This is a genomic window from Psychrobacillus sp. L4, assembly GCF_042944905.1.
Taxonomy (GTDB): domain Bacteria; phylum Bacillota; class Bacilli; order Bacillales_A; family Planococcaceae; genus Psychrobacillus.
In genome coordinates this window covers 3,523,310-3,546,253 of the sequence record NZ_CP168496.1, presented here as the reverse complement: position 1 = coordinate 3,546,253, position 22,944 = coordinate 3,523,310, and the positions used below count along the sequence as shown (strand labels likewise).

Here is a 22,944-nt window from a genome sequence, read left to right as displayed (position 1 = left end):
TATATGGGAATCCTTAAAATAACGAGGAGGAGTTCTAATGGCGAAATACGACAAATTAAGAAATACCTTATTAAAACGCTTAGATGAATTGGAACATAGTATAGAGAATGATGAGGAGTTTGAAACAACAGAGTTATCCAATTACGATAATCATCCGGCAGATAATGCGACGGACCTAACCGATAAACATACACGACTAGCGTTACGAAAACACTACGAAGATGAAATACAAGATATAAAGGAAGCACTATCAGCAATGGAGAAGGGAACATACGGTATATGCACCGAATGTTCTAAGGAAATCCCACTGGAAAGACTTGAAGCTATTCCATCTACAACTACTTGTGTGGAGCATGCACAACAAGAGATCAATGAGGAGATTCGACCGGTTGAAGAATCTCTTCTAAATTCCACGACTGATCAACCAGTGGAAAATGAAGACCCAAGAATTCGCGATTATGAAAACAGTTTTGAAATTTTAGAAGAAGTCGGTTCTTCCGATACACCTTCCGATAAGCAATAACTAGAATGCCCCATTACAAGTTTGCATTGGGGCATATTCTTTTTCTGCGGCAACTGTTAAACTGTGGAAAAGGGGGAGTTTATATGACTGCTATTATTTTGTTTGACGGGGAATGCAACTTTTGCGATGCAAGTGTCCAATTTATCATTGCAAGAGATCCAAAAGGATATTTTCAATTTGCTGCGTTACAAAGTGACATCGGAGATGAACTCAAAAAGAAACACCGTATAAGTGAGAAACTGGATGGTGTTATAGTAATTGAAAATGATACAGTATATGATTCCTCTGATGCCGCTCTTTTTATTTGTAAGCATTTAAAAGGAATGTGGAAGGTCTTTTACATTTTTAAAATTATCCCCAAGAGAATACGAGAAGCTCTATATAAAACCTTCGCTAAAAATCGTTATAAAATGTTCGGAAAAAAAGATAGTTGTATGATTCCTTCTCCAGAAATCCGAAACCGATTTCTGTGAGATCGAAGCAAACTGTGGTAAAATATAAATGAGAATCCTTTTCATTCTCGAAAAAGCAGTGAGGTGAAAGGTAGTATGGATAAGGAATTATACGATGTAATTATAATAGGCGGTGGTCCAACAGGATTATTTGCTTCTTTTTATGCAGGTCTTCGCGATTTAAAGGTGAAAATAATTGATAGTCTACCACAGCTTGGTGGTCAGTTAATGGAGCTATATCCAGATAAATATATATATGATATTGGTGGTCTTCCAAAGATTTTAGCTAGAGATTTAGTAGCAAATTTGGAAGAGCAAGCCGCATATAGTAATCCAACAATTTGTTTAGAAGAAACGGCAAGTACACTCGAAAAACTACCCGAGTACTTTGCATTAACAACAGATAAAAGCGTGCATTATTCCAAAACAATTTTACTTACTTCGGGAATTGGTTCTTTCCAACCTCGTAAGTTAAATGTTCCGGGTGCCGCAGATTACGATGGGAAAAACCTGCATTACAAAGTAAAGGATATTAACCATTTCAAAGACTCTAATGTACTGGTACTTGGCGGAGGCGACTCTGCACTTGATTGGTCCTTAATGCTAGAAGAGGTCGCGGAGAACGTCACTATTTGTCACCGCAAAGAACAGTTTACGGCACATGAGATGACTGTCCAACAACTTTATAATTCGAAAGTTCAAGTGAAAACTCCTTTCGGAATTAAGGAATTAGTTGGAAACGGAGAAAGTGTTCATGAAGTAGTAATCGTAGGAAAAGATAAATCAGAACACCGAATTCCAGTAGATCATGTCATCGTCAATTATGGAAATGTTGCATCACTGGGCCCTTTAAAGGATTGGGGGCTAGAAATGCAAAAAAATTCTGTCGTAGTGAATGAAAAAATGGAAACAAATATAGAAGGTATTTATGCTGCAGGAGATGTATGCACGCATGATGGGAAAGTAAAGCTCATTGCGGTTGGTTTTGGTGAAGTACCAATTGCTATTAGTCATATTAAGACATTTATTGATCCAAAATCACGGGTGCAACCACTTCATAGTACGAGTATTTTTGAATCAGGAAACTAAAAAATCCCATGTCACAAAGAAGTGACATGGGATTTAGTCTTATTTAAAAAATGCTTTGTCGATATTGTATTTTGCTTTAAGTGTATTAATAGCATAAGTTTCGTAAATTTCACGATCCACTGCTTCTTCCACGATAGAAACGCTAATTTTGTACACTTCGTCACGATGCTTAATCATTGGAGACACATTGTCTTCGAAGTGCTTTTTAATGCGTTGTCTAATTTTACGTGCTTTCCCTACGAATAGTAGCTCATCATTTTTGTTATAAAACATAAAGATGCCACCTGTATCTCGTGGAATTTGATGGAAATCGATAAATCCATAAATGGATGGAATTTCAACTTCTCCTTCTTTAAGTACTTGTTCGCGTTGGGTAATTGTTACGTTTGGTTTTGGTAATTCGATTTTAATCAATTCGCTCACGTCCTCTTATTGTCTATCCTTTAGTCTACCATAATCGGAAAGTAATATCTATTCGTAAAGTATCCGTGTAAGCAGGATTTCGCTGCTAAAGAATCGAAATAGAACATATAACTTAATTGGAGGGGTTTACTTGATTAGAAAACTAGAAGATTTTTTAACAAACTGGAAACATGAAAGTGATTCTACACTTAAAATTTTACATACATTAACAGACGAGTCTTTACATCAAAAAGTATATGAAGAAGGCAGAACGTTAGGACAAATTGCATGGCATATTGTTGTCACAATCGATGAAATGATCGGAAAAACAGGTCTACGATTCACTGCAACTCCACATGATGCAGCTCGACCTAAAACCGCAAAAGAAATGTTGGAAGCATATAAAGAATCTAGTGATGCAATGGTTCAGGCGATAAAAGAACAGTGGACAGATGAAAATCTACTAGATGAAAAAGATATGTATGGTGAAATGTGGCCAATTGCATTAGTTCTGCAAGTATTAACATTCCACCAAACACATCATAGAGGGCAGCTTACAATACTAATGCGCCAGGCTGGTCTAGCTGTTCCAGGTATGTATGGTCCATCAAAAGAAGAATGGTTAGCTTTTTCTGGTGAAGCACCTGAATAATTATCCATTGACTATTTAGAATTATGTATGTATTTTTAGTAATAAAGTTATTTTGATGGAGGAAAAGACGAATGAGCAAAATTCGAATTGGTATTGTAGGGTACGGAAATCTAGGACGCGGTGTTCAATTTGCAATAAAGCAAAACCCAGATATGGAGCTAGTAGCAGTATTCACAAGACGTGACCCGTCAACTGTAAAAGTAAATGATGATTCGGTCGGCGTGTTTTTAATGGATAATGTAAAAGATTTCAAAGATAAAATAGATGTAATGATTTTATGTGGTGGTTCTGCAACAGATCTGCCAGAACAAACACCGAAACTTGCACAAGACTTCCATACAGTAGATAGCTTTGATACACATGCATTAATTCCAGAGTTTTTTGAAAAAGTGGACAAATCAGCGAAAGCTTCAGACAAAGTAGGTATTATTTCTGTCGGATGGGATCCGGGTTTATTTTCATTAAATAGATTGCTTGGGGAGGTTGTTCTTCCAGAGGGGAATACCTATACATTTTGGGGAGATGGCTTAAGTCAAGGACATTCGGATGCAATACGCCGAATTGAAGGTGTCAAAAATGCGGTTCAATATACACTTCCTGTAAAAGAAGCTGTAGATCGTGTGCGTAACGGAGAACAACCAACTTTATCAACACGGGAAAAGCATACGAGAGAATGTTTTGTAGTGTTAGAGGCTGGTGCGAACAAAGAGCAAGTTGAACAACAAATCGTCACGATGCCGAATTACTTTGCTGATTATGATACGACCGTACATTTTATTTCAGAAGATGAACTGAAAAATGAACATAGTGGAATGCCTCATGGAGGTTTCGTCATTCGAAGTGGAGTAAGTGGCGCAAATGACCAACAGTTAATGGAATTTTCATTAAAACTGGATAGTAATCCAAATTTCACATCAAGTGTATTAGTTGCATATGCTAGAGCTGCTTACAAACTTGGTCAGTCTGGTCAAAGTGGTGCAAAAACAGTTTACGATATTCCTTTAGGTTTGTTATCACCTAAATCAGCAGAACAGCTAAGAGCAGAATTACTATAAAAATAAAACCGGTGCCTCTTTCATCAGAGTACCGGTTTTTCTATAGGGGGAGAAGACTGTGAAAATATACGATTTGCATTGTGATGTGTTATATAAGCTAGGTAAGGCAGAAAACCCAATCCCTTTTGAAGATTCCCCATTGCTACAGGCTAACAAAAAAGCGTTAGTAGCTGGAGAAATAGCGCTTCAAGTATTTGCGGTGTTTGTATCAGAAGGGTTTCCAAAAGAGAAACAATTCATGGAAGCGATTCGCCAAATTGAATTTTTTCACACAGAAATTGTTGGAAAGCACGAGAACGTAGTTGCAATTTACAAGTGGGAGCAGCTAGAAAAACTAGAAAAAGGTCAAATTGGAGCGGTACTATCATTAGAAGGTCTCGACATGATCGATGGAGATATACAAAAGTTAAAGTTATTATTGTCTCACGGAGTTAAATTAGTTGGTCTTACATGGAATGGTGCTAATGAGGTTGCGGATGGTGCATCCGAGAATTCGGGAACTGGATTAACATCCTTTGGAGATGAGGTAGTATCTTTATTAAATGAACAAAATATTATTATTGACGTTTCCCATTTGAGTGAAAAATCATTTTGGGATGTATTACCGAAAGCAAAGTGGCTTATGGCAAGTCACTCCAATGCTCGAGCAATATGTGATTCAGCTAGAAATTTAACAGACGATCAAATAAAAGCATTAGTTGATAAAAAATCTCCCATTCACGTTGTGTATTATCCACAGTTTATTAACAATTCTAAAAAGCCTGTAGAGATACAAGACCTAGTGAAGCATGTGGATCATATTGCTTCTCTTGGGGGGAAACATTTGATAGGATTGGGTTCAGACTTTGACGGAATCGGTGAATTTGTTTTAGGACTAGAAGATGCCTCCAAAACACAGAATTTAGTGGAGCAATTATTGAATAGTTATTCTACGAAAGAAGTAGAAGGATTTACATCTCAAAACTTTGGGAGGTTTGTGAAACAAATTAGCAAGGAGGAATAATATTGAGTAGTTTGCCCGATTGGTTTTTTGCAGTAGCGATTGCAGTAGTCATTTGTTTCGTCCTCGTTGCAGAATGGTTGACGCGAAAAGGATAGAGAGTATGGTATACTAGAAAAATGAAAAAACGAAGAGAAAGAGGAATCACATGCTAACATTTGAAGAAAAAGAAGCGATTATCCAAGAATTTACGGAGCTAACTCGAAAAGAAGTATCGATGAAACGAGTAAATTACCATTATGAAGCGAGCTTGTATGAAAAAACGACGGTCATTTATCATCTTCATCCAAATGGAAATGGGTTTGTATACGTAGGGGATCTTCCGCAATATGAGGAAGCCAATGATAAAGGACTATTGAATATTCGTGAAGCTTCTGCAGACGAGTTAAGAAAACTAATTAAAGAATCTATTGCTTATTTATCTACCGAGGAAGAAGAACTTTTGGATGAAGAAGTAGAAGAAGAGTGGAAAAACAAAGAAGACTCGAAGCTAACGCTATTACAAGAAGATACACTTTGGAATATTTATCATGGCTACAACTTAGAAGAAAGCTTTGGATCTTATGATGAAGCAAAATCTTATCTTTTAGAAGAAGGCTTCCGCCTAGTAGGGAAGAAGTAGGGAGGTCTTTCTTTGAAAGGAAAATATACTGTTTTCATCATCTTAGCAGTTATACTTATTGCGATCGGAGCTACCTTTTATTTTGTGATGCAATTTTTCGAAAACAATCCAACCCAGCCTCAACCGACTGGATATAGAACTGGCGTTATTGTGGAAATGAAGGACAACAGTATTTTAGTGGTGAGTAATTTATCGGAAGAGGAAGCAAGAAACCTCTCTGTCGAAGAAGCAATGGATACTGGTAAAGATGCAACATGGTTTTCGTTAACGATGGATCAGCGAAATCAGCTGAAACTATATGATGAAGTAAAAGTAGGCTATGAAGGATTGAATGAGTCATTTCCAGCGCAAGGATCTGCAAAAACAGTTGAGAAGTTAAATGAGTAATAAAAGGACCGATGTAATGAGAGAACTATTCTCACCTCATCGGTTCTTTTTATTGTTTTGCTTTATAATCGTTTCTTCTATCTATATACAATGTGCCGTCACTTTGAACTTCTGCGTAAAATACCTCTTGGATAGACGCAACGTTCGCTTGATGGAGCTGAGAATATAACCATTCATAGCTAAGTCCAAGTTCTATTATATTTTTTTCAACGATACTACCATCAACGATAATTTCAGAGGGCATGTATAAAGATGGAGAGCTGGCAATATTTAAATCTTTTTTTGTAACGGTTTGTATAGGAGGTTTCAATAAAACGCTTAGTTCCCCATTTGGTTCGAGAATGGCATAGTCCACATCTTTTGTAGAAAACACATTTTTTGTTCGTAAAAGCATACTTAAGTCATCCATATTAATTCTCAAGGCTTTCATTGCTTCTTCTAATATATGTCCCTTTTTAATCACAATAGTCGGCTCTCCGTCTAGAATAATTCTAGCTTTTGTAGATTTTAAGCTCCATAAACTAACCAGAATAGCCAATCCAGTCCAAACAGCTAAGCTTATCAAGCCTTCATGCAGTGGAATGTGTTTTTCAAGAACAGTGTTTGCAGCAATAGAACCAATTGTAATACCTGTGACGTAATTAAAATAGGTTAACTGACTTAATTGGCTCTTTCCAAGAATTCGAGTGAATAGTAATAATACGATGAATGAGCAAATTGTTCTTATCACGACTTCAAACAGTCAAAGCCCCCCTTTTATAGAAGTGTCTCTCCTCATGCTTGAAATAATACATCGATTAATAAAGATGAAAGAGAATTATTTAAATTAATTAATTTATAGAAGTATTGTTAAGAACTGTGAAACATGTTACTCTGTGGCGAGTATGTTTGTTTAGAATGAAAGCAGGTATTTAATGACAAAAGATCAGCGAAAGAAATTATTTGTATTAATGATAAATATGTTTATTGCAGTAGCAAGCTTTGGGATTATCATTCCAATACTGCCCGCATATTTAAAGTCGATTGGACAAGGTGGAACTGCAGCAGGACTTATGATTGCTATTTTTGCAGGCGCGCAACTTATTATGTCTCCAATCGCAGGGAAATGGGCAGATCAATATGGAAGAAGAATAATGATAATCGCAGGTTTAAGCGGTTTAGCATTATCAATGTTTGTTTTTTATCTGTCTGATTCGGTTGGTATTTTGTATGTATCCCGTGTGATCGGTGGAGTGGGAGCTGCTTTATTGATCCCGGCAATCTTTGCTTACGTAGCGGATATTACAACCATGGATCAACGTGCAAAAGGGAATAGCTTCATTTCAGCGGCTATGTCACTTGGTATTGTGATTGGACCTGGGATCGGTGGATTTTTAGCAGATTTCGGTTTAAAAATGCCACTTCTAATTTCTGCAGTTGTTGGAGTTTTGGCGGTTATATTTTCGATGTTTGTACTGAAAGAAAGCAAACCTGAAGATAGTGGGGCACCTGGAAATAAACCAGAACCAATGGTGAAAGAGATTGTTCAATCGTTTAAAAAGCCGTATTTTATTCCACTTGTCATTACACTTGTAATGAGCTTTGGTTTGATGGCGTATGAATCTGTTCTTGGTCTTTTTGTCGACAATGAATTTGGTGCATCTCCAAAAGATATTGCATGGATGGTAACAGCGACGGGGATTGTCAGTGTAATAGTTCAGTTGTTTGCTGTAGATAAGATCGTACGCCGTTTTGGTGAGGCAAACGTATTGAAAATATTCTTAGGCATCACCGCTTTAGGATTTTTCTTGTCCATCATAGCTTCCAGTTATGCGTTTTTCTTTGTAATTACCATGATTATTTTCCTCTCTACTTCTATTTTACGTCCAGTACTTACGACGCTAATCTCGAAGTTAGCAGGTCAAGAACAAGGCTTTGCAATGGGCATGAATAATGCGTATATGAGTATTGGAAATGTGTTGGGACCATTACTTGCAGGGTTATTATATGATGTTCATATTATTTACCCATTTGTATTAGGATTGATTGTGCTACTTATTACAATGATTGGGTCGATTTTGTGGAAGGGTACGAAGAAGGTAGTAGTATAAGAAATGCTGTTCCGTAGAGTGACTTACGGAGCGGCTTTTTTTTTGGAAATGCAGGTTAGTTGGAAAAATGAGAGTCTTAGTTGGAAATCTCTTTATTTGACGACAAAAATGATTCGCGCTATAATTGTCTCAAATTCGAGATAAATATAAAAGGAGTTTTAACATGAAGCATGTTTTTTATAAAGGGACAGATTCGACGCGACCAACATTATTGCTTTTGCACGGTACAGGTGGAAATGAGCATGATTTAGTAGGTTTGGGTAAAGAAATAGACGGCTCGGCAAATATTTTAAGTGTTCGTGGAAATGTATTAGAAAATGGAATGCCTCGTTTTTTTAAACGCTTAGCTGAAGGTGTATTTGATATGGAGGATCTGAAGTTCCGAACAGAGGAATTGAAAAAATTTATGGATGAAGCAGCTGAAAACTATGAGTTTGATCGAGATAATGTGGTGGCTATTGGTTATTCTAATGGTGCAAACATCGCGGCAAATCTATTGTTTGAATATGAAAATGTTTTGAAGGTGGCTATTTTGCATCATCCAATGGTACCGAGACGTGATGCGGAATTACCTTCGCTTTTAGGGACTCCAGTATTCATCGGAGCGGGGAAAAACGATTTTATGTGCCCGGCTACGGAATCCGAGGATTTACGTGACATGCTACAAGGTGCAGGAGCAGAAGTAGAGTTATTTTGGCATGCCCATGGTCACCAATTAACGCAAGACGAAGTGCAAGCAGCGAAGGATTGGTATCAAACTAAGTTTTAATCGGAAAAATAGGAGAATCAGTCGAATAAGATAAATAATCGGTCGAAAAACAAAAATAGCCAAGCAGAAATTTTTTTCTGCTTGGCTATTATCTTTCTTAATGCCATTTGCTTGCTTTATAAGGTCCTTTTCTAAAAGGCATCCACCAATTCCATTTGCCAAGTAGCTTCATTAAGCTTGGTACTAACAACAATCGAATAATGGATGCATCAATTGCGATCGCAATTGCAATGCCGACCCCAATTTGCTTAACTGGCATTACATCCGTAAATGCAAAGGCGCCTGTGATAACAATCATGATAAGTGCTGCGGACGTAATAATTTTACTAGTGGATGTAAGTCCATCAATCGTAGCAGCTGTATTATCAAGACTTTTCGAATACTCTTCTTGAATCCGAGAAATTAAAAACACTTCATAGTCCATACTGAGTCCAAATACTAAACTAAACACAATAACAGGTATGATTAGTGCGATCGATGTTGGCTCTATTCCAAGATGTCCGTATTGGAAAATGTAAACGAGTATTCCGAAAGTGGATGAAAGCCCGATCACATTCATAATAATGGCTTTTAAAGGGATTAAAATCGAACGGAATGCAATCATCAAAATGACAAAAGTAGATCCTAAAATGATCGCTAGCAGTACTCCGACTTTATTAAATATTTCATCGAAAATCTCTTGGTTGAATTTTGGGCGACCACCGACCATCGTATCTACGCCTAGATCTTTTTCCGACCATTCGCGAGCCCAATTTTGTGCCTCGGTAGAAGCGCCATTCAATTTAAGTGTTACAGGGATTAATAATTTATCTTTTTGAACAAATGTCTCAAGCAAAGGGGTTAACTGCGCTTTTATATCTGGAGCTTGCATGCTTTGCTCCCATTGCTCTACAGTAGAAATTTTACTTGCTGTAAAGATGGAATTCACGGAATCGACATCTTTATCGGCTAGCAATTGATTTTCTAATTTCTTCATTTCTTTCAGACCTTCTGTATTGTCCCAACCATCTTTACGTTCTGCAATCATATAGATAGTCGACTTTTCACCTAAACCAAACTCTTTATCCATTAACTCATACGCTTGGCGAGAATCAAAAGATATTGGCAATGAATCGGCGCTTGGAATGGCTAATTTCATATCTTTGACTGGAATAATACCAATTCCTAATACTATAAGCGCTACAAGTATTAATGGTACAGGGTGTTTCATTACATACGAAGCAAAGCTACGCCATCTATTAGAAGCTCCTGGTTTTACACGTATAATCGTCCATTTATTAATATGATCTTTAAGTAATAGCAATATCGCTGGTAGCAATGTGATAGATGCTAAAACAGCCATCAATACGACAAGCATACCGCCTAGTGCAATGTTTTGGAATATTTCTACTTTCATTACAAGCATTGCACCTAAACCGATAAATACACAAATTGCAGAAAAAATAATCGAGCGACCGGCAGTCAAAATAGCCGTTTGCACAGCTTCTTGGGCCGACTGTTTTAATCTTTCTTCTTTGTATCGATTGATTAGTAATAACGCAAAATCGATGCTAAGTGCTAACCCGAGCATTGGAATAATATTCATGACGAATATGGATAAATCCATTGTGCTGCTAAACAAAGTCATCATTCCAAATGTGGATACGACTGTAATAACCCCAACGACAAGCGGTATAAATGCAGCAACTACACTTCCAAAAGCAAGTAAAAGAACGATGACCGCAATTGGTAAACCGATTGCCTCAGCGTTTACTAAATCTTGTTGGCTGGCGCTGTTAATATCTTTGTTAATAGCAGCCCCACCAGTTAACGTAACTCCTTTTTCGTCATTGATCGCTTTGCGTAACTTATCTACTACTCCTGGTAAATCATTTGTATCGCTATTAAAATGGAGCATCGCATAAGCAATATGATCCTTGTAAAGGGAGGTATCATCCAAGGGCGATTGAATGGATTCTGCAATATGTAGTCCTTCAATATTTGCTAAAGTCTTTTTTATTGTGTCATCGGTTGTATGATTGAACACGACAAACATTGTCTCAGCAGGGAGGTCAAACGTATCAGTCAGCTCATTCATCACTTGCTGATGCTCACCGTCTGTTTTAAAACCGTCACCTTGCAATAACCCAGGCAAACGAATAGCAAAAATGGCTAAAATAATAAATAATATTAACCAAGCAAATAATATTGCTTTATAGTAACGTGTCACTATGTTAGACAAAACTCTCATATATTTCCTCCTTACACCATATCTATTTCTTATTGTACTGGAAAGAAGTGAGAACATGCTAATATAATGTTAAAATAATAGCATCCATAAAAGGGAGGAATAAAAAATGAAAATTGCTCCACCGAAATTACCTAGTTCTCTAACGGATCTGGATATAAGTAAAGCGCTTCTAGAAGATAATTATGTTTCCGGGGGTATTGTCACATCTTTACATTTGGAAGAAGTACAAGAAGATAAAATTATTTTTGATCAAATACACTTTCAACACATTTCTATGGAAGGCATCCGATTTCAACAAGTAGAATTTATCGATTGTTTATTTGAAAAATGTGATTTATCTAATGTCGATTTTGGGGACGCCGTTTTTTATAGAGTAGAAATACGAAACTCGAAATTATTAGGGTCTAACATTTCGCAAAGCAGACTAACCGAGGTGAAAATAGAAGATTCAGTTGCAAATTATATGAGTATTAGTTTTTCTAAACTCAAAAAAGTAGCATTTAAACAATCTACGCTAAATCGCGCTGATTTTATTGAAGCGTCATTTGATAAAGTAAGCTTTGAAAAATGTGAACTGGATGGGGCTAATTTTACGGAGACATCATTAAAAAATATTGATTTAAGTTCCAATACATATGAGCAACTTACCGTTTCCATGGAAAAGCTTGCAGATTGTACTGTATCTACCGAACAAGCAATAAGTTTTGCGAAATCTTTGGGTTTATTAATTAAAGATTGATGAATATAAAAAAACCTCGCCATTTCTAGCGAGGTTTTGTTCTTAAAAGAACAAGCTTAATATTCGGTAGATAACTGCTGCCAATAATGCTGAAATTGGTAGTGTAATAATCCATGTAATGACGATTTTTTTGGCAACTCCCCAATGTACACTTTTCACACGTTGTGCAGATCCTACACCCATAATAGCGGAAGAAATAACATGTGTTGTGGAAACAGGTAAATGGATAGTAGTAGCTCCAAAAATGATTAATGCGGATGATAAGTCAGCTGCTGCTCCGTTAATTGGGCGAATCTTCATAATCTTACCGCCGACAGTTTTGATGATTTTATATCCACCGATAGATGTTCCAATACCCATCGCGGTTGCAGCAGCGATTCGAACCCACATTTGAATATCATCGGATGTTTGTAATTCTGCAGAGATCAAAGCCATTGTAATGATCCCCATCGCTTTTTGGGCATCGTTCGTACCATGTGTAAATGACTGAAGTGCAGCAGTACCAATTTGGAATATACGAAAACCTTTATTTGTTCCGTATAAGCTTGTATTTTTAAAGAGCACTTTGAATAATGACATCATTAAGAATCCAACAGCAAGCGCTAAAAATGGAGATATTAATAATGCTTCTAATATCTTGATAAACCCAGCATAGTTTAAAATAGTCAGTCCAGCTGCAGAAATAGCTGCGCCGGCAATAGAACCGATTAAAGCATGTGATGAGCTGGATGGAATACCAAAATACCAAGTGACTAAATTCCATATAATAGCTGACAATAAAGCAGCTAAAATAACGAGTGAACCGTTTTGTAAAGCAAAAGGATCTACAATATCTTTCGTAATCGTTTTAGCTACTCCAGTAAAAGTAAGCGCTCCAACAAAGTTCATACATGCAGCCATTAGAATAGCAACTCTAGGCTTTAGTGCCCTTGTGGATACAGATGTTGCTATTGCATTAGCAGTATCATGAAATCCATTAATGAAGTCGAAACCAAGCGCGAAAATTACGACTAAAATTGTAAGAATGAGAGTATATTCCATATGTACGTACTCCTACGCATTACGCATGATAATTGCTTCAATCGTAGTTGCTACGTTTTGACAATAATCCGCGACTTCTTCTAATTTTTCATATATATCTTTAAATTGAATAATTCGGATTGGATCTTTTTCTTTTAAAAACAATTGTTTAACAGACGAACGGAGTACTTCGTCACATTTACGCTCGTAGTCCTTAATAAGAACAGAGTGTTCATGCATCTTAAGTAGTTTTTTCTGTGCAAGAAGTTCCATAGCCTTTACAATTTCATCTGTACTTTTCGTAATATACCCTAAAAACGTACGCATGGAATCATCTATTTCAATAAGTGAGAACATTTCTAAATGGGCTGTAAAATCATCAATACCATCTAAAATATCGTCCATTCTAATAGATAATTGTAAAATGTCTTCTCGTTCAATCGGAGTCATAAACGATTTGTTCAACTTTACGATCAAATCATGAATTAATTTATCTCCTGCAGTCTCATAATTTTTAAGATGAACACTAATTTCTTTTAAGTCAGAAACAGTATTAATTTTAAAATCATCTGCGTAGTGAGCAGCTTCTTGAACGTTTTGAGCAATTTTTAATAAGGAAGAAAAAAATGGGTCTGGTTTTCTTGAACTAATCATAAAAGCCTCCTGGACTTTAAGAATTTTTTGTCGTCACTAATCTCAAATATCATAACAAAAAAACTGCAAAATCTACACAGTTTTTACTCCTATATTACGAAATTTACAATCCTGTAACATTACTCCCTAAAATAAGGGTAGAAACAAGGTTTCGGAAGCGCTTTCTTTTCTTATTATTCATTTTTTTGAGAAAAATGTCGAATGATTAGGAATGTTTTTTTAGAAATTAAATCTTTTTTGTAAAAAAGTAAAAATATGAAACTTTCTGAAAGTGCCATCGTATATATAATTAGACGGTCAGTAATTAAGAAAGGAGTGCTAAAAATCGAACAAATCTTTTTATATGGTCTAATCATTATAGGGCTAATCACGATTTTATATGTATTGTTTGCGGATGCAATTGATGGTATGGATGCGGGTATTTTTAACCCAACTGTGTTTTTATCATTTGTTTTATTCGTATGTGCGACTGGCTTTATATTATTAAAACTTACCGAGTGGAGTAATACGGTTATTATTATCACTGCATTTATTGTTTCTAGCATTTTATCGTTTTTATTATATTATTTTATTTTGCTACCGTTGTCGTCTGCGGAGGTTTCTACCGCATATACCGACGAATCGTTGCAAGGGTCAGTTGGGAAAGTTATCGTTCCAATTCCTAAGGATGGATTTGGAGAAATTGTCATTGAAACAGTGAACGGGTTACTTTCTAAACGAGCAGCAGAATATGACAATGAAGAAGTTGACTATGGAAAACAAGTGTTAATCATTGAAGTAGCAGGTGGTACATTTCTTGTTAAAGAATATGAACCATTGAAATAATGAATAGGGGGAAGAAGAATGCAAGGTATAGATATGGGTCTTTTAATCGTAATTGGGGTCGTTGTGTTTGTTATAGTAATAATGCTTGCGGTGTATGTGACAAAGTATCGAACAGTTGGACCAGATGAAGCTTTAATCGTAACAGGAAGTTATTTAGGGTCGAAAAATGTACATACAGACGACTCTGGAAACCGTATTAAGATCATTCGTGGTGGAGGTACATTTGTCTATCCGGTATTTCAACAAGCCCAACCACTTAGCTTATTATCGAGCAAATTAGAGGTTACAACACCAGAAGTATATACGGAGCAAGGGGTTCCGGTGATGGCTGACGGTACGGCGATTATTAAGATAGGCGGTTCTATTTCTGAGATTGCAACTGCGGCGGAACAATTTCTAGGGAAATCAAAAGCAGATCGGGAAAACGAAGCGAAGGAAGTATTAGAAGGCCATTTGCGTTCTATATTAGGTTCTATGACGGTTGAAGAAATTTATAAAAATCGTGACAAGTTTTCTCAGGAAGTTCAACGTGTTGCTTCTCAAGACTTAGCGAAGATGGGTCTAATCATCGTTTCTTTTACTATTAAAGATGTTCGAGATAAAAATGGCTATTTAGATTCTCTTGGAAAACCAAGAATTGCTCAAGTAAAACGAGATGCAGACATCGCTACGGCAGAAGCAGAAAAAGAAACACGCATAAAACGTGCGGAGGCTTCAAAGGATGCGCAGCGTGCTGAGATAGAAAGAGCAACTGAAATTGCGGAAGCGGAAAAAGAGAACCAACTAAAAGTAGCAGAGTATCGCAGGGAGCAAGACGTTGCAAAAGCACGCGCTGACCAAGCGTATGAATTACAAACTGCAAAATCGAAACAAGAAGTTACCGAACAAGAAATGCAAATTCAAATTATTGAACGTCAAAAGCAAATTGAATTAGAAGAAAAAGAGATACTACGTCGTGAGAAGCAATATGATTCTGAAGTAAAGAAAAAAGCAGATGCGGACCGTTATGCAATTGAACAAAATGCTGCAGCTGCAAAGTCTCGTGAAATGGCAGAAGCAGACGCAGAAAAGTATCGAATTGAAGCGAAAGCAAAAGCAGATGCAGAAAAAGTACGTTTAGACGGACTTGCAAAAGCAGATTCACAAAGAGCGCAAGGGGAATCAGAAGCAGATGTTATTCGATTAAAAGGTCTTGCAGAAGCAGAGGCAAAACGTAAAATTGCCGAAGCATTTGAAATGTATGGGCAAGCTGCAGTGCTAGATATGATTGTTCACATGTTGCCTGAATATGCGAAACAAATTGCAAGTCCGCTTTCCAACATCGACAAAATTACAGTAGTGGATACAGGAAGTGGAGAAGGCGGAGGGGCAAACAAGATCACCTCTTATGCAACTAATTTAATGTCTACACTTCAAGAAACATTAAAAGCGTCTTCAGGGATAGATGTAAAAGAAATGCTTGAGAACTACGCTGGAAAAGGAAATATTCGTCCGAGCATTGAACAACTAACACAAGAAGTGAAGCAGGCAAACCTTAAACAACCAGCAGAACAATTAGTTAACATAGAAGAAGTTAAGTAGAATAATAAGTAAAAAAAGTCCGGACGCTATTAGGTGTCTCGGCTTTTTTTGTATAAATTTATTCTTTCTTCTCGAGAAGGCGTACTAGTGTAAAAATTTAAACTACTTGTTATAATGGCATTAACCGTTATTTCACCGTTTTTCTACAAGATGACCTATGGAGGTACATATGAGTAAACCAAAAAATCAATCTTACCGTAATTATGAGCAAAGTGGTTATCCCGTACTTCGATTAGGTTATGCAAATGTTGTTTTGCTTGGAAGATGGGATGGTTTGTCGAATGCCCTTTTTTCATTGCACAAAAACAGTACCTTTTGGGTGAAATACGATATGGGAGATAGTGATGAAGTAATAGAATCTTATACACTTCTCGATGGGACGTTAGAAATGGAATACAATGGGATGAGACGCATAATAGAAATTGGAGAAACGATCGATGCGTCTAAATATGAACATATTATTTCTTTCTATGGTGAAACAGAGGCAGAAATTCTCATTAAAATGAATTTCGAAAAATTTGAGCCAAGTTTTTTCGAATCAAAGCTTCTTCAAAAAGAAGCAGATGTAATTCAAACAATTGACGGTTATACCTATATGCATTGCAATCGTATTAAAGATTACTCCTTAGAAGTTTGGAATTATCTAAAGTTACCGGTAGAAAGTTTGACTAGACTTAGATGGGGAGCTTATTTTCATGATATCGGCAAGCGAGTTATACCTATAGAAATTTTAAACAAACCTGGAAAACTAACTTCGGAAGAATGGGAAATCATGAAAACCCATACGACAGAAGGTGCGGAAATTATGCGAAACCATTCAGTAAAATGGTTGGAAGATAGTGCGTTTATAGTTGAACAGCATCATGAAAGATATGATGGAAAAGGATATCCTTATGGTCTAAGAGGAGAAGAAATTACGCTTGAAGCTTCCATTGTTTCAGTTGTTGATGCTTTTGACGCGATGACAACAGACAGAGTGTATAAGAAGGCGTTGTCTATAAAGGAAGCTGTGAAAGAACTTGAAAAAGGAAAAGGCACACAATTTAAACCTGTCGTTGTAGATGCTTTAATCGACATATTAAAGAATAAACAGTTTAGATGGTAATAAGTAATGCTAACTGACTCTTGTATATAGAGAATAACTTTGGTTTCCGGAATAATGTCAAAGTATGGAGTTGAACGATTCCGCAAAGCCACTTTTATTGTAGAAGAACATCATGAACGATATGATGGAAAAAAGAACGAGTGACAATAAGAAGGGGTGGAGAAAAATGTCTTATCGTATGGAGCATGATTCTATGGGAGAAGTTAAAGTTCCACAAGAAAGTCTTTGGGGAGCCCAAACGCAAAGATCGAAAGAAAACTTTAAAATCGGCAATGAAAAAATGCCAATTGGTGTTGTTCATGGTCTCGCCCTACTAAAAAAATCTGCCGCAATTGTAAGTCATTCACTTGGCAATTTATCCGAAGCTAAAAGGGATGCTATCTCCACGGCAGCGGATGAAATTCTTGCAGGTAAACTAGATGCCCATTTCCCGTTAGTTGTTTGGCAAACAGGTAGTGGTACACAATCGAATATGAATGTGAATGAAGTGATCGCTCATCGTGGAAATCAAATTCTCGAAGAAAAAGGAAGCGATGAGCGTCTTCATCCGAATGATGACGTAAACAAATCACAAAGTTCGAATGATACGTTCCCAACAGCACTTCATATTGCAGGCGTACTTGCAGTAGAAAAAAAGCTTTTACCAGCAATTGATTTGTTAAAAGAAACACTTGGGAAAAAATCAGCGCAATTCATGGATATTGTGAAAATCGGCCGTACGCATTTACAGGATGCAACGCCTTTATCGCTTGGACAAGAATTCAGTGGTTGGCATAGAATGCTAGAAAAATCAGCGAAAATGATATTGCAAAGTGTACAAGACATGAAAGAGCTGGCGATTGGTGGAACTGCAGTTGGAACCGGACTTAACGCACCAAGTGGGTTCGGCGATTTAGTTGCAGCTGAAATTTCCAAAGCATTAGGTATTGAATTTACATCTGCTAAAAACAAATTTCACTCTTTAACAAGTTATGACGATGTTGTATATGTGCACGGTGCTGTGAAGGCACTTGCGGCAGATCTAATGAAAATCGCAAATGATGTACGCTTGCTTGCAAGTGGTCCTCGATCAGGTATTGGGGAAATTTCTATTCCTGAAAATGAACCAGGCAGTTCCATCATGCCAGGTAAAGTGAACCCAACACAAAGCGAAGCGATGACTATGGTTGTTGCACAAGTAATGGGCAACGACACTACCATCAGTTTTGCAGCAAGCCAAGGGAATTATCAGTTGAATGTTTTCAAACCAGTAATCATTCATAATTTTTTACAGTCAGTGGGTTTATTAAGTGATGCTATCATCAGTTTTAATAACAATTGTGCGGTTGGAATTGAACCTAACCTAGAAACCATTCAACATCACGTGAACAATTCATTAATGCTCGTAACTGCATTAAATCCGTATATTGGTTATGAAAATGCGGCAAAAATAGCAAAATATGCACATAAGAATGGAACTACATTGAAGGAAGCGGCAGTTGCACTAGATTTATTAACTGCTGAAAAGTTTGACGAAATGGTTCGACCAGAAAAAATGATTTAATAAGAAGAGGTATTTATTATATGAAAAAGATTCTATCCTTGCTATTGATTTCTTTGCTAGTCCTATCTGCATGTGGCCAGAAAGAGTCGAAAGAAAATCATGCAGACCACGAAAATCATATTGCTCATTTAGACAGTGGTGATTTACAAGAGACAACTGCATCTACAGAAATATTGCCAACATTTTTAGACAAGCAATCCGAAGATATGAAACTTGTCTACCAAGCGGCGGCAAAAGCAAACGATGTCTTGAAATGGATGCCTTGCTACTGTGGTTGTGGAGACAGCGCGGGTCATGTAAGTAATTTTAACTGCTTCGTTCATGAGATAAAAGAAAACGGAGAAGTTGTTTGGGATGACCATGGAACACGATGTGCTGCATGTTTAGAGACTGCCGTTATGTCAATCAATATGGTACAACAAGGAAAGTCACTGATAGAAATTCGAAAAGCAATCGATGAAGCATATAAAGAAGGATATGCAGTACCAACTGATACTCCGATGCCATCATAAATTAAAAACCTGCGACCTTTCACAGATTGTGAGAGGTAGCAGGTTTTTTTGATCGAGTGAATAATGAACTTGGTTAATCGGATGATTAAGTTCATTGATCATCCGATTACGATTTAGCTCATTATACACTTCTAAATCATTTAATATAATAATTACTAATTAAATTAGACTCAATCACTTCTGTTGGAATCTCGAACGTAAGGACGCCCATATAACCTGGAGCCACTTCGTATTTATCAAAAGAAATAGTTAGTTTATGATCAGCTGTAATGGAGAATGTTTGATCAGGACTGATTGCTTCGAATGCTACAAAATCTGCTTCGCTACCAACCCAGTAAATAATATTTTCATCAGCCGCCATTTGCTTAATCATTTCTCCCTTAATATAAGTAGAAATAGCTTCTATATATTGATTGTCTTTAAATAAGCTTGGCAATGTAATAAGAATCTCATTTTTCTTATCGATTGTATCTGTTCGCATCGTGGTAGACGATGAACCTACTGTATTTACTTCATATCGACTAATCGACAGTATATCATCTGTATCTGTAACCACTTTATACGTAGATGCCACCCCAAGATGGCCGCCACCTTCTGCCTCTAACTCTTTCATATCTTTTTGGAAGCTTTCATACAGAGCTTCGTTTTCTGCAATGTATTTTTCATTTAACATTTTTTCTAATTTTTTATTTTCGAGTCCAGTTATACCTGGTGTTTTTAACTCTGCATTATAAGTGTCCTTAGCAACTTGAATTTCTTTTAAAGTTAAAACCTGAACAATCGAACCAAGGACAGGGACGGTGGAAAGAGATTGGGCTAATGCTGGACTTATATTCACGCTTGTAATAAATAATGTTGCCGCTGCTGCGATGCCAATTCCCCATTGTTTTAACGGTTTATTTTTCTGTTGCTTTTTATGGGCTTTTCTAATAGAATCATGGACTATTTGTGACAACTCTTCTGGAATTTCAATGTCGTCATATTGCTTTTTAGAATCATTTAACTTGCTCATACATCCACCTTCTCTTCCATATTTGATCGTAATTTCCTTAGTGCTGCATATAATCGCGTTTTAATCGTATTCGTGTTTTCTCCGAGGGTTGTTGCGATGTCATCAATTTTCATATCCTCAAAAAAGCGAAGAATAATAATCGTTTTATAAACTGCAGGTAAATGGTCAATTGCCTCATATAAGTCGATATCAGGAATGTCGTTTTCATGCGCTGGGAGATGAAAATCCAGTATATTATCTTCTACTACTATTACTCGTTTATTTTTGTGAATAAAGTCAATCGACGTGTTAATTAGAATTCGGTAAAACCACGTTTTTAAATAGTGAATTTCCTCAAGAGAATCGATGGAGCGCAAAGCTTTCATAATACTTTCTTGAATAATATCTAATGCCGATTCCTTGTTTTTTACATAGCTAAAAGCTAGCCGGTAATGTGCATTTTGATGCTCTATTATATAGTTTTCAACTAGTTGAAATTTTTCTTTTTTTGTCATGACATAGTTATACTCCTTTTCCCGTATCGCGATTACGTATCAATTATTAGACGGGCGACTGTTGCGGAAAGTTTGATTATAATAAAATACTTTTTTTCTTAAGAAATTCTTCATTATTATCCTTCCTAAATGTTAAGAAACTATCGGTACACTGTGAAAGTAGCAAAACGGAAGGAGAAAGTAAATGATACAAGTACAGGACGTCAATCATACATTTCTAATAGGAAAAAAAGGGAAGGAAAAGAAAGTCCCGGTATTAAAAGGATTATCATTTGAAGTAGAGAAGGGTGAAATCGTTGCGATTGTTGGCAAAAGTGGATCTGGTAAATCTACATTACTACATACAATAGCGGGTTTTATGAGTCCAGAAAATGGCTCCATCACTGTTAATGGACAGGAAACGGCTTACTTGAATGAAACAGAGAGAGCACATTTTTGAATAAACAATTTTGGCTTCATTTTTCAAAACTTTCAATTGATGCCAGGATTAACTGCATTTGAAAACGTGGAATTACCACTGAAATTAAAGGGAATATCTTCTAAGAATAGATCATCAAATGTAAATCAACTTATGCAAAAAGTAGGGCTGGAGGGAGTAGCAGATCATTATCCAAACGAATTATCAGGTGGACAGCAACAGCGAGTTAGTATTGCTCGTGCGCTTATTACAAATCCACCAATTATTTTTGCAGATGAACCAACTGGGAGCTTAGATTCAGAAACGGAGCAAGATATTTTATTCTTAATCCAAGAACTTAATCAAACACTGGGTGTCACATTTGTAATGATTACCCATGATGAGGAAGTGGCTAGCATTGCGCATCGTAAATTTAGAATGCGTGACGGCGAATTAGTGAAGGGAGATACAATTCATGCTATTTAAAGATCAAGTCGATTTTGTACGTCAACACATTAAAAAGAATAAACTCCGTGTATTTATGACTGTACTCGCTGCAACGATGGGCTGTGCATTTCTAATCGTTCTTGCTTCCATTGGGTTTGGCATTCAAGATACGATGCGTAAAGAAATATTAGAGGATCAAGCGATTACAGAAGTGGAAGTGTATCAAAATGAAGGTGAATCACTTGATATTCCTAAAATTAAAGGGATAGAGCATGTGCATGCAATCGTTCAAAGAACTCGCATGGATGCACTTGCATTTTCTCAGATAGAAGATCGTTCCATAGAAACAAATATGCTACTCACAAATTTTGAGGAAGAAAAAAAGTCGAATCTTAAGTTGTCAGAAGGAAAGATGCCTACTAAGGAAAATGAAATAGTTGTAGGGTATCAGTTTGCACAGAATTTATTAAATGATGCTGAACGTAAAGAAATGGAGCAAAGCCAAGGTACGGAAGAAACAACCAAACCAAAGGGAGGTTACAAGGATTCCTTAATCGGAAAAACAATTACAATGGCAATTAAGTCATATGATGCAGAAGAAGCGTTTCCCGAGAAATGGAATTTTACCATTGTAGGGGTAACTGAAAAACCGGCAAAAGATTGGATAGTCGATACAAATGTGTTATTGGATGAATCATGGAAAGATAAGCTTAAGGAAATGTATGTTGCCAATGCAGAAGAAGCAACAATAGAGTCGGATTTGTTTTATACGCAAACAAAAATCTATACGTCTAGCTTAGAGCACGTGAAATCAGTGACAGAAGAGTTAAAGAAAATGGGCTATAGCGTCTATTCGGTATCAGAACAACTAGAGCAATTAGATGTCTTTTTCATGGCATTTAAAATTGGTTTAATATTTGTAGGGACGATTGCCGTGTTAATTTCATCGATTGGTATCTTTAATACAATGACGATGGCCGTAACCGAAAGAACTCGTGAAATTGGTGTTATGAAAGCAATAGGAGCTAGTCCGAAACTGATTCAGCGATTGTTCTTAATGGAAAGTGCGTGGATTGGTATTATTGGTACCATTCTTGCAGTGATTATTTCATATGCGGTAAGTTTCCTGGCGAACTGGATATTACCGATGGTCGTTGGAGCAGCACTAGGTGAGGATAAGTTCCAAGATTTATCCATTAAATTCTCACTAATACCTTGGCAACTTGTCGTTATCGCATCTGTTATTAGTATAGGAGTGGCAATGGTGTCTGGGTGGAGACCAGCAAGAAAAGCAACGAAAATTGATGTGATTCAGGCATTGAGACAAGAATTGTAAGACAAAGG

The 22,944-nt window shown here is 36.7% G+C and carries 24 protein-coding genes and 1 pseudogene; 18 read left to right on the top strand and 7 right to left on the bottom strand.

The window, feature by feature from the left end; translation table 11 throughout:
• The first annotated feature begins 37 nt into the window (after nt 1-37).
• The 3 genes from ACEPXG_RS17090 to ACEPXG_RS17080 all read left to right on the top strand — a co-directional run bounded on the left by ACEPXG_RS17090 (nt 38) and on the right by ACEPXG_RS17080 (nt 2,064).
• On the top strand, nt 38-523 hold the full coding sequence (locus ACEPXG_RS17090; RefSeq protein WP_391205040.1) for a TraR/DksA C4-type zinc finger protein: 486 nt from the start codon (nt 38-40) through the stop codon (nt 521-523).
• Nucleotides 524-606: 83 nt separating this feature from the next.
• Complete coding sequence (locus tag ACEPXG_RS17085; RefSeq protein WP_391205037.1) at nt 607-996, top strand: thiol-disulfide oxidoreductase DCC family protein; 390 nt, start codon at nt 607-609, stop codon at nt 994-996.
• A 75-nt stretch (nt 997-1,071) separates the two neighbouring features.
• On the top strand, nt 1,072-2,064 hold the full coding sequence (locus ACEPXG_RS17080; RefSeq protein WP_391205034.1) for an NAD(P)/FAD-dependent oxidoreductase: 993 nt from the start codon (nt 1,072-1,074) through the stop codon (nt 2,062-2,064).
• A gap of 39 nt (nt 2,065-2,103) precedes the next feature.
• On the opposite strand, the gene ACEPXG_RS17075 is transcribed toward ACEPXG_RS17080, so the two are convergent.
• Nucleotides 2,104-2,478: a nucleotide excision repair endonuclease gene (locus ACEPXG_RS17075; protein WP_391205032.1), complete on the bottom strand. Its 375-nt coding sequence runs from the start codon at nt 2,476-2,478 to the stop codon at nt 2,104-2,106.
• A 139-nt stretch (nt 2,479-2,617) separates the two neighbouring features.
• Here ACEPXG_RS17075 and ACEPXG_RS17070 point away from each other — a divergent pair, with 139 nt between their 5' ends.
• The 5 genes from ACEPXG_RS17070 to ACEPXG_RS17050 all read left to right on the top strand — a co-directional run bounded on the left by ACEPXG_RS17070 (nt 2,618) and on the right by ACEPXG_RS17050 (nt 6,182).
• A complete protein-coding gene (locus ACEPXG_RS17070) occupies nt 2,618-3,118 on the top strand; it encodes a DinB family protein (RefSeq protein ID WP_391205029.1) in 501 nt (166 codons plus the stop codon).
• 71 nt (nt 3,119-3,189) lie between these two features.
• Nucleotides 3,190-4,173 (top strand): diaminopimelate dehydrogenase, encoded by a 984-nt coding sequence (locus ACEPXG_RS17065; protein ID WP_391205026.1) that lies wholly within the window; start codon nt 3,190-3,192, stop codon nt 4,171-4,173.
• A gap of 58 nt (nt 4,174-4,231) precedes the next feature.
• Nucleotides 4,232-5,176, top strand: coding sequence for a dipeptidase (locus ACEPXG_RS17060; protein WP_391205022.1), 945 nt, complete (start codon nt 4,232-4,234; stop codon nt 5,174-5,176).
• Nucleotides 5,177-5,321: 145 nt separating this feature from the next.
• A complete protein-coding gene (locus tag ACEPXG_RS17055; RefSeq protein WP_391205019.1) occupies nt 5,322-5,795 on the top strand; it encodes a hypothetical protein in 474 nt (157 codons plus the stop codon).
• A gap of 12 nt (nt 5,796-5,807) precedes the next feature.
• Nucleotides 5,808-6,182 (top strand): YobA family protein, encoded by a 375-nt coding sequence (locus ACEPXG_RS17050; protein ID WP_391205016.1) that lies wholly within the window; start codon nt 5,808-5,810, stop codon nt 6,180-6,182.
• Nucleotides 6,183-6,231: 49 nt separating this feature from the next.
• Here ACEPXG_RS17050 and ACEPXG_RS17045 read toward each other — a convergent pair whose 3' ends face one another.
• Nucleotides 6,232-6,912, bottom strand: coding sequence for a YetF domain-containing protein (locus ACEPXG_RS17045; RefSeq protein ID WP_391205014.1), 681 nt, complete (start codon nt 6,910-6,912; stop codon nt 6,232-6,234).
• A gap of 184 nt (nt 6,913-7,096) precedes the next feature.
• On the opposite strand from ACEPXG_RS17045, the gene ACEPXG_RS17040 reads away from it, so the two are divergent.
• The gene (locus ACEPXG_RS17040; RefSeq protein ID WP_391205011.1) at nt 7,097-8,272 is read left to right on the top strand and encodes an MFS transporter; all 1,176 of its coding nucleotides are present in this window, start codon (nt 7,097-7,099) and stop codon (nt 8,270-8,272) included.
• A gap of 163 nt (nt 8,273-8,435) precedes the next feature.
• Nucleotides 8,436-9,041, top strand: a complete 606-nt coding sequence (locus ACEPXG_RS17035) for an alpha/beta hydrolase (protein WP_391205008.1) — start codon at nt 8,436-8,438, stop codon at nt 9,039-9,041.
• Nucleotides 9,042-9,138: 97 nt separating this feature from the next.
• On the opposite strand, the gene ACEPXG_RS17030 is transcribed toward ACEPXG_RS17035, so the two are convergent.
• Nucleotides 9,139-11,271: an MMPL family transporter gene (locus ACEPXG_RS17030; protein WP_391205005.1), complete on the bottom strand. Its 2,133-nt coding sequence runs from the start codon at nt 11,269-11,271 to the stop codon at nt 9,139-9,141.
• A gap of 106 nt (nt 11,272-11,377) precedes the next feature.
• Between ACEPXG_RS17030 and ACEPXG_RS17025 the strand changes: the two genes are divergently transcribed.
• On the top strand, nt 11,378-12,010 hold the full coding sequence (locus ACEPXG_RS17025; RefSeq protein ID WP_391205002.1) for a pentapeptide repeat-containing protein: 633 nt from the start codon (nt 11,378-11,380) through the stop codon (nt 12,008-12,010).
• Nucleotides 12,011-12,052: 42 nt separating this feature from the next.
• Here the strand turns inward: ACEPXG_RS17025 and ACEPXG_RS17020 are convergent, their stop codons facing one another.
• Complete coding sequence (locus tag ACEPXG_RS17020; RefSeq protein WP_391204999.1) at nt 12,053-13,051, bottom strand: inorganic phosphate transporter; 999 nt, start codon at nt 13,049-13,051, stop codon at nt 12,053-12,055.
• Nucleotides 13,052-13,063: 12 nt separating this feature from the next.
• Nucleotides 13,064-13,684: a DUF47 domain-containing protein gene (locus ACEPXG_RS17015; RefSeq protein ID WP_151701466.1), complete on the bottom strand. Its 621-nt coding sequence runs from the start codon at nt 13,682-13,684 to the stop codon at nt 13,064-13,066.
• Nucleotides 13,685-13,939: 255 nt separating this feature from the next.
• Here ACEPXG_RS17015 and ACEPXG_RS17010 point away from each other — a divergent pair, with 255 nt between their 5' ends.
• The 5 genes from ACEPXG_RS17010 (at nt 13,940) to ACEPXG_RS16990 (ending at nt 19,250) form a co-directional block, all read left to right on the top strand.
• A complete protein-coding gene (locus ACEPXG_RS17010; RefSeq protein ID WP_391204996.1) occupies nt 13,940-14,509 on the top strand; it encodes a hypothetical protein in 570 nt (189 codons plus the stop codon).
• Between the two features lie 33 nt (nt 14,510-14,542).
• Nucleotides 14,543-16,090, top strand: a complete 1,548-nt coding sequence (locus ACEPXG_RS17005) for a flotillin family protein (RefSeq protein ID WP_391209974.1) — start codon at nt 14,543-14,545, stop codon at nt 16,088-16,090.
• 169 nt (nt 16,091-16,259) lie between these two features.
• Nucleotides 16,260-17,195: an HD-GYP domain-containing protein gene (locus ACEPXG_RS17000; RefSeq protein WP_391204994.1), complete on the top strand. Its 936-nt coding sequence runs from the start codon at nt 16,260-16,262 to the stop codon at nt 17,193-17,195.
• A gap of 166 nt (nt 17,196-17,361) precedes the next feature.
• A complete protein-coding gene (gene fumC, locus ACEPXG_RS16995) occupies nt 17,362-18,738 on the top strand; it encodes a class II fumarate hydratase (protein ID WP_391204991.1) in 1,377 nt (458 codons plus the stop codon).
• 20 nt (nt 18,739-18,758) lie between these two features.
• The gene (locus ACEPXG_RS16990) at nt 18,759-19,250 is read left to right on the top strand and encodes a PCYCGC motif-containing (lipo)protein (protein WP_391204988.1); all 492 of its coding nucleotides are present in this window, start codon (nt 18,759-18,761) and stop codon (nt 19,248-19,250) included.
• Between the two features lie 136 nt (nt 19,251-19,386).
• On the opposite strand, the gene ACEPXG_RS16985 is transcribed toward ACEPXG_RS16990, so the two are convergent.
• Together ACEPXG_RS16985 and ACEPXG_RS16980 are read right to left on the bottom strand one after the other, a co-directional pair.
• Nucleotides 19,387-20,262 carry a DUF3298 and DUF4163 domain-containing protein gene (locus ACEPXG_RS16985; RefSeq protein WP_391204985.1) on the bottom strand — a complete coding sequence of 292 codons (876 nt, stop codon included), beginning with the start codon at nt 20,260-20,262 and terminating at the stop codon, nt 19,387-19,389.
• Nucleotides 20,259-20,756: a sigma-70 family RNA polymerase sigma factor gene (locus ACEPXG_RS16980; protein WP_391204982.1), complete on the bottom strand. Its 498-nt coding sequence runs from the start codon at nt 20,754-20,756 to the stop codon at nt 20,259-20,261. Before ACEPXG_RS16980 ends, ACEPXG_RS16985 begins: the two co-directional genes overlap by 4 nt.
• A 184-nt stretch (nt 20,757-20,940) precedes the next feature.
• Here ACEPXG_RS16980 and ACEPXG_RS16975 point away from each other — a divergent pair.
• Nucleotides 20,941-21,639, top strand: a pseudogene (locus tag ACEPXG_RS16975) (ABC transporter ATP-binding protein).
• The gene (locus ACEPXG_RS16970) at nt 21,629-22,936 is read left to right on the top strand and encodes an ABC transporter permease (RefSeq protein WP_391204979.1); all 1,308 of its coding nucleotides are present in this window, start codon (nt 21,629-21,631) and stop codon (nt 22,934-22,936) included. Before ACEPXG_RS16975 ends, ACEPXG_RS16970 begins: the two are co-directional and overlap by 11 nt.
• Nucleotides 22,937-22,944: the final 8 nt, after the last annotated feature.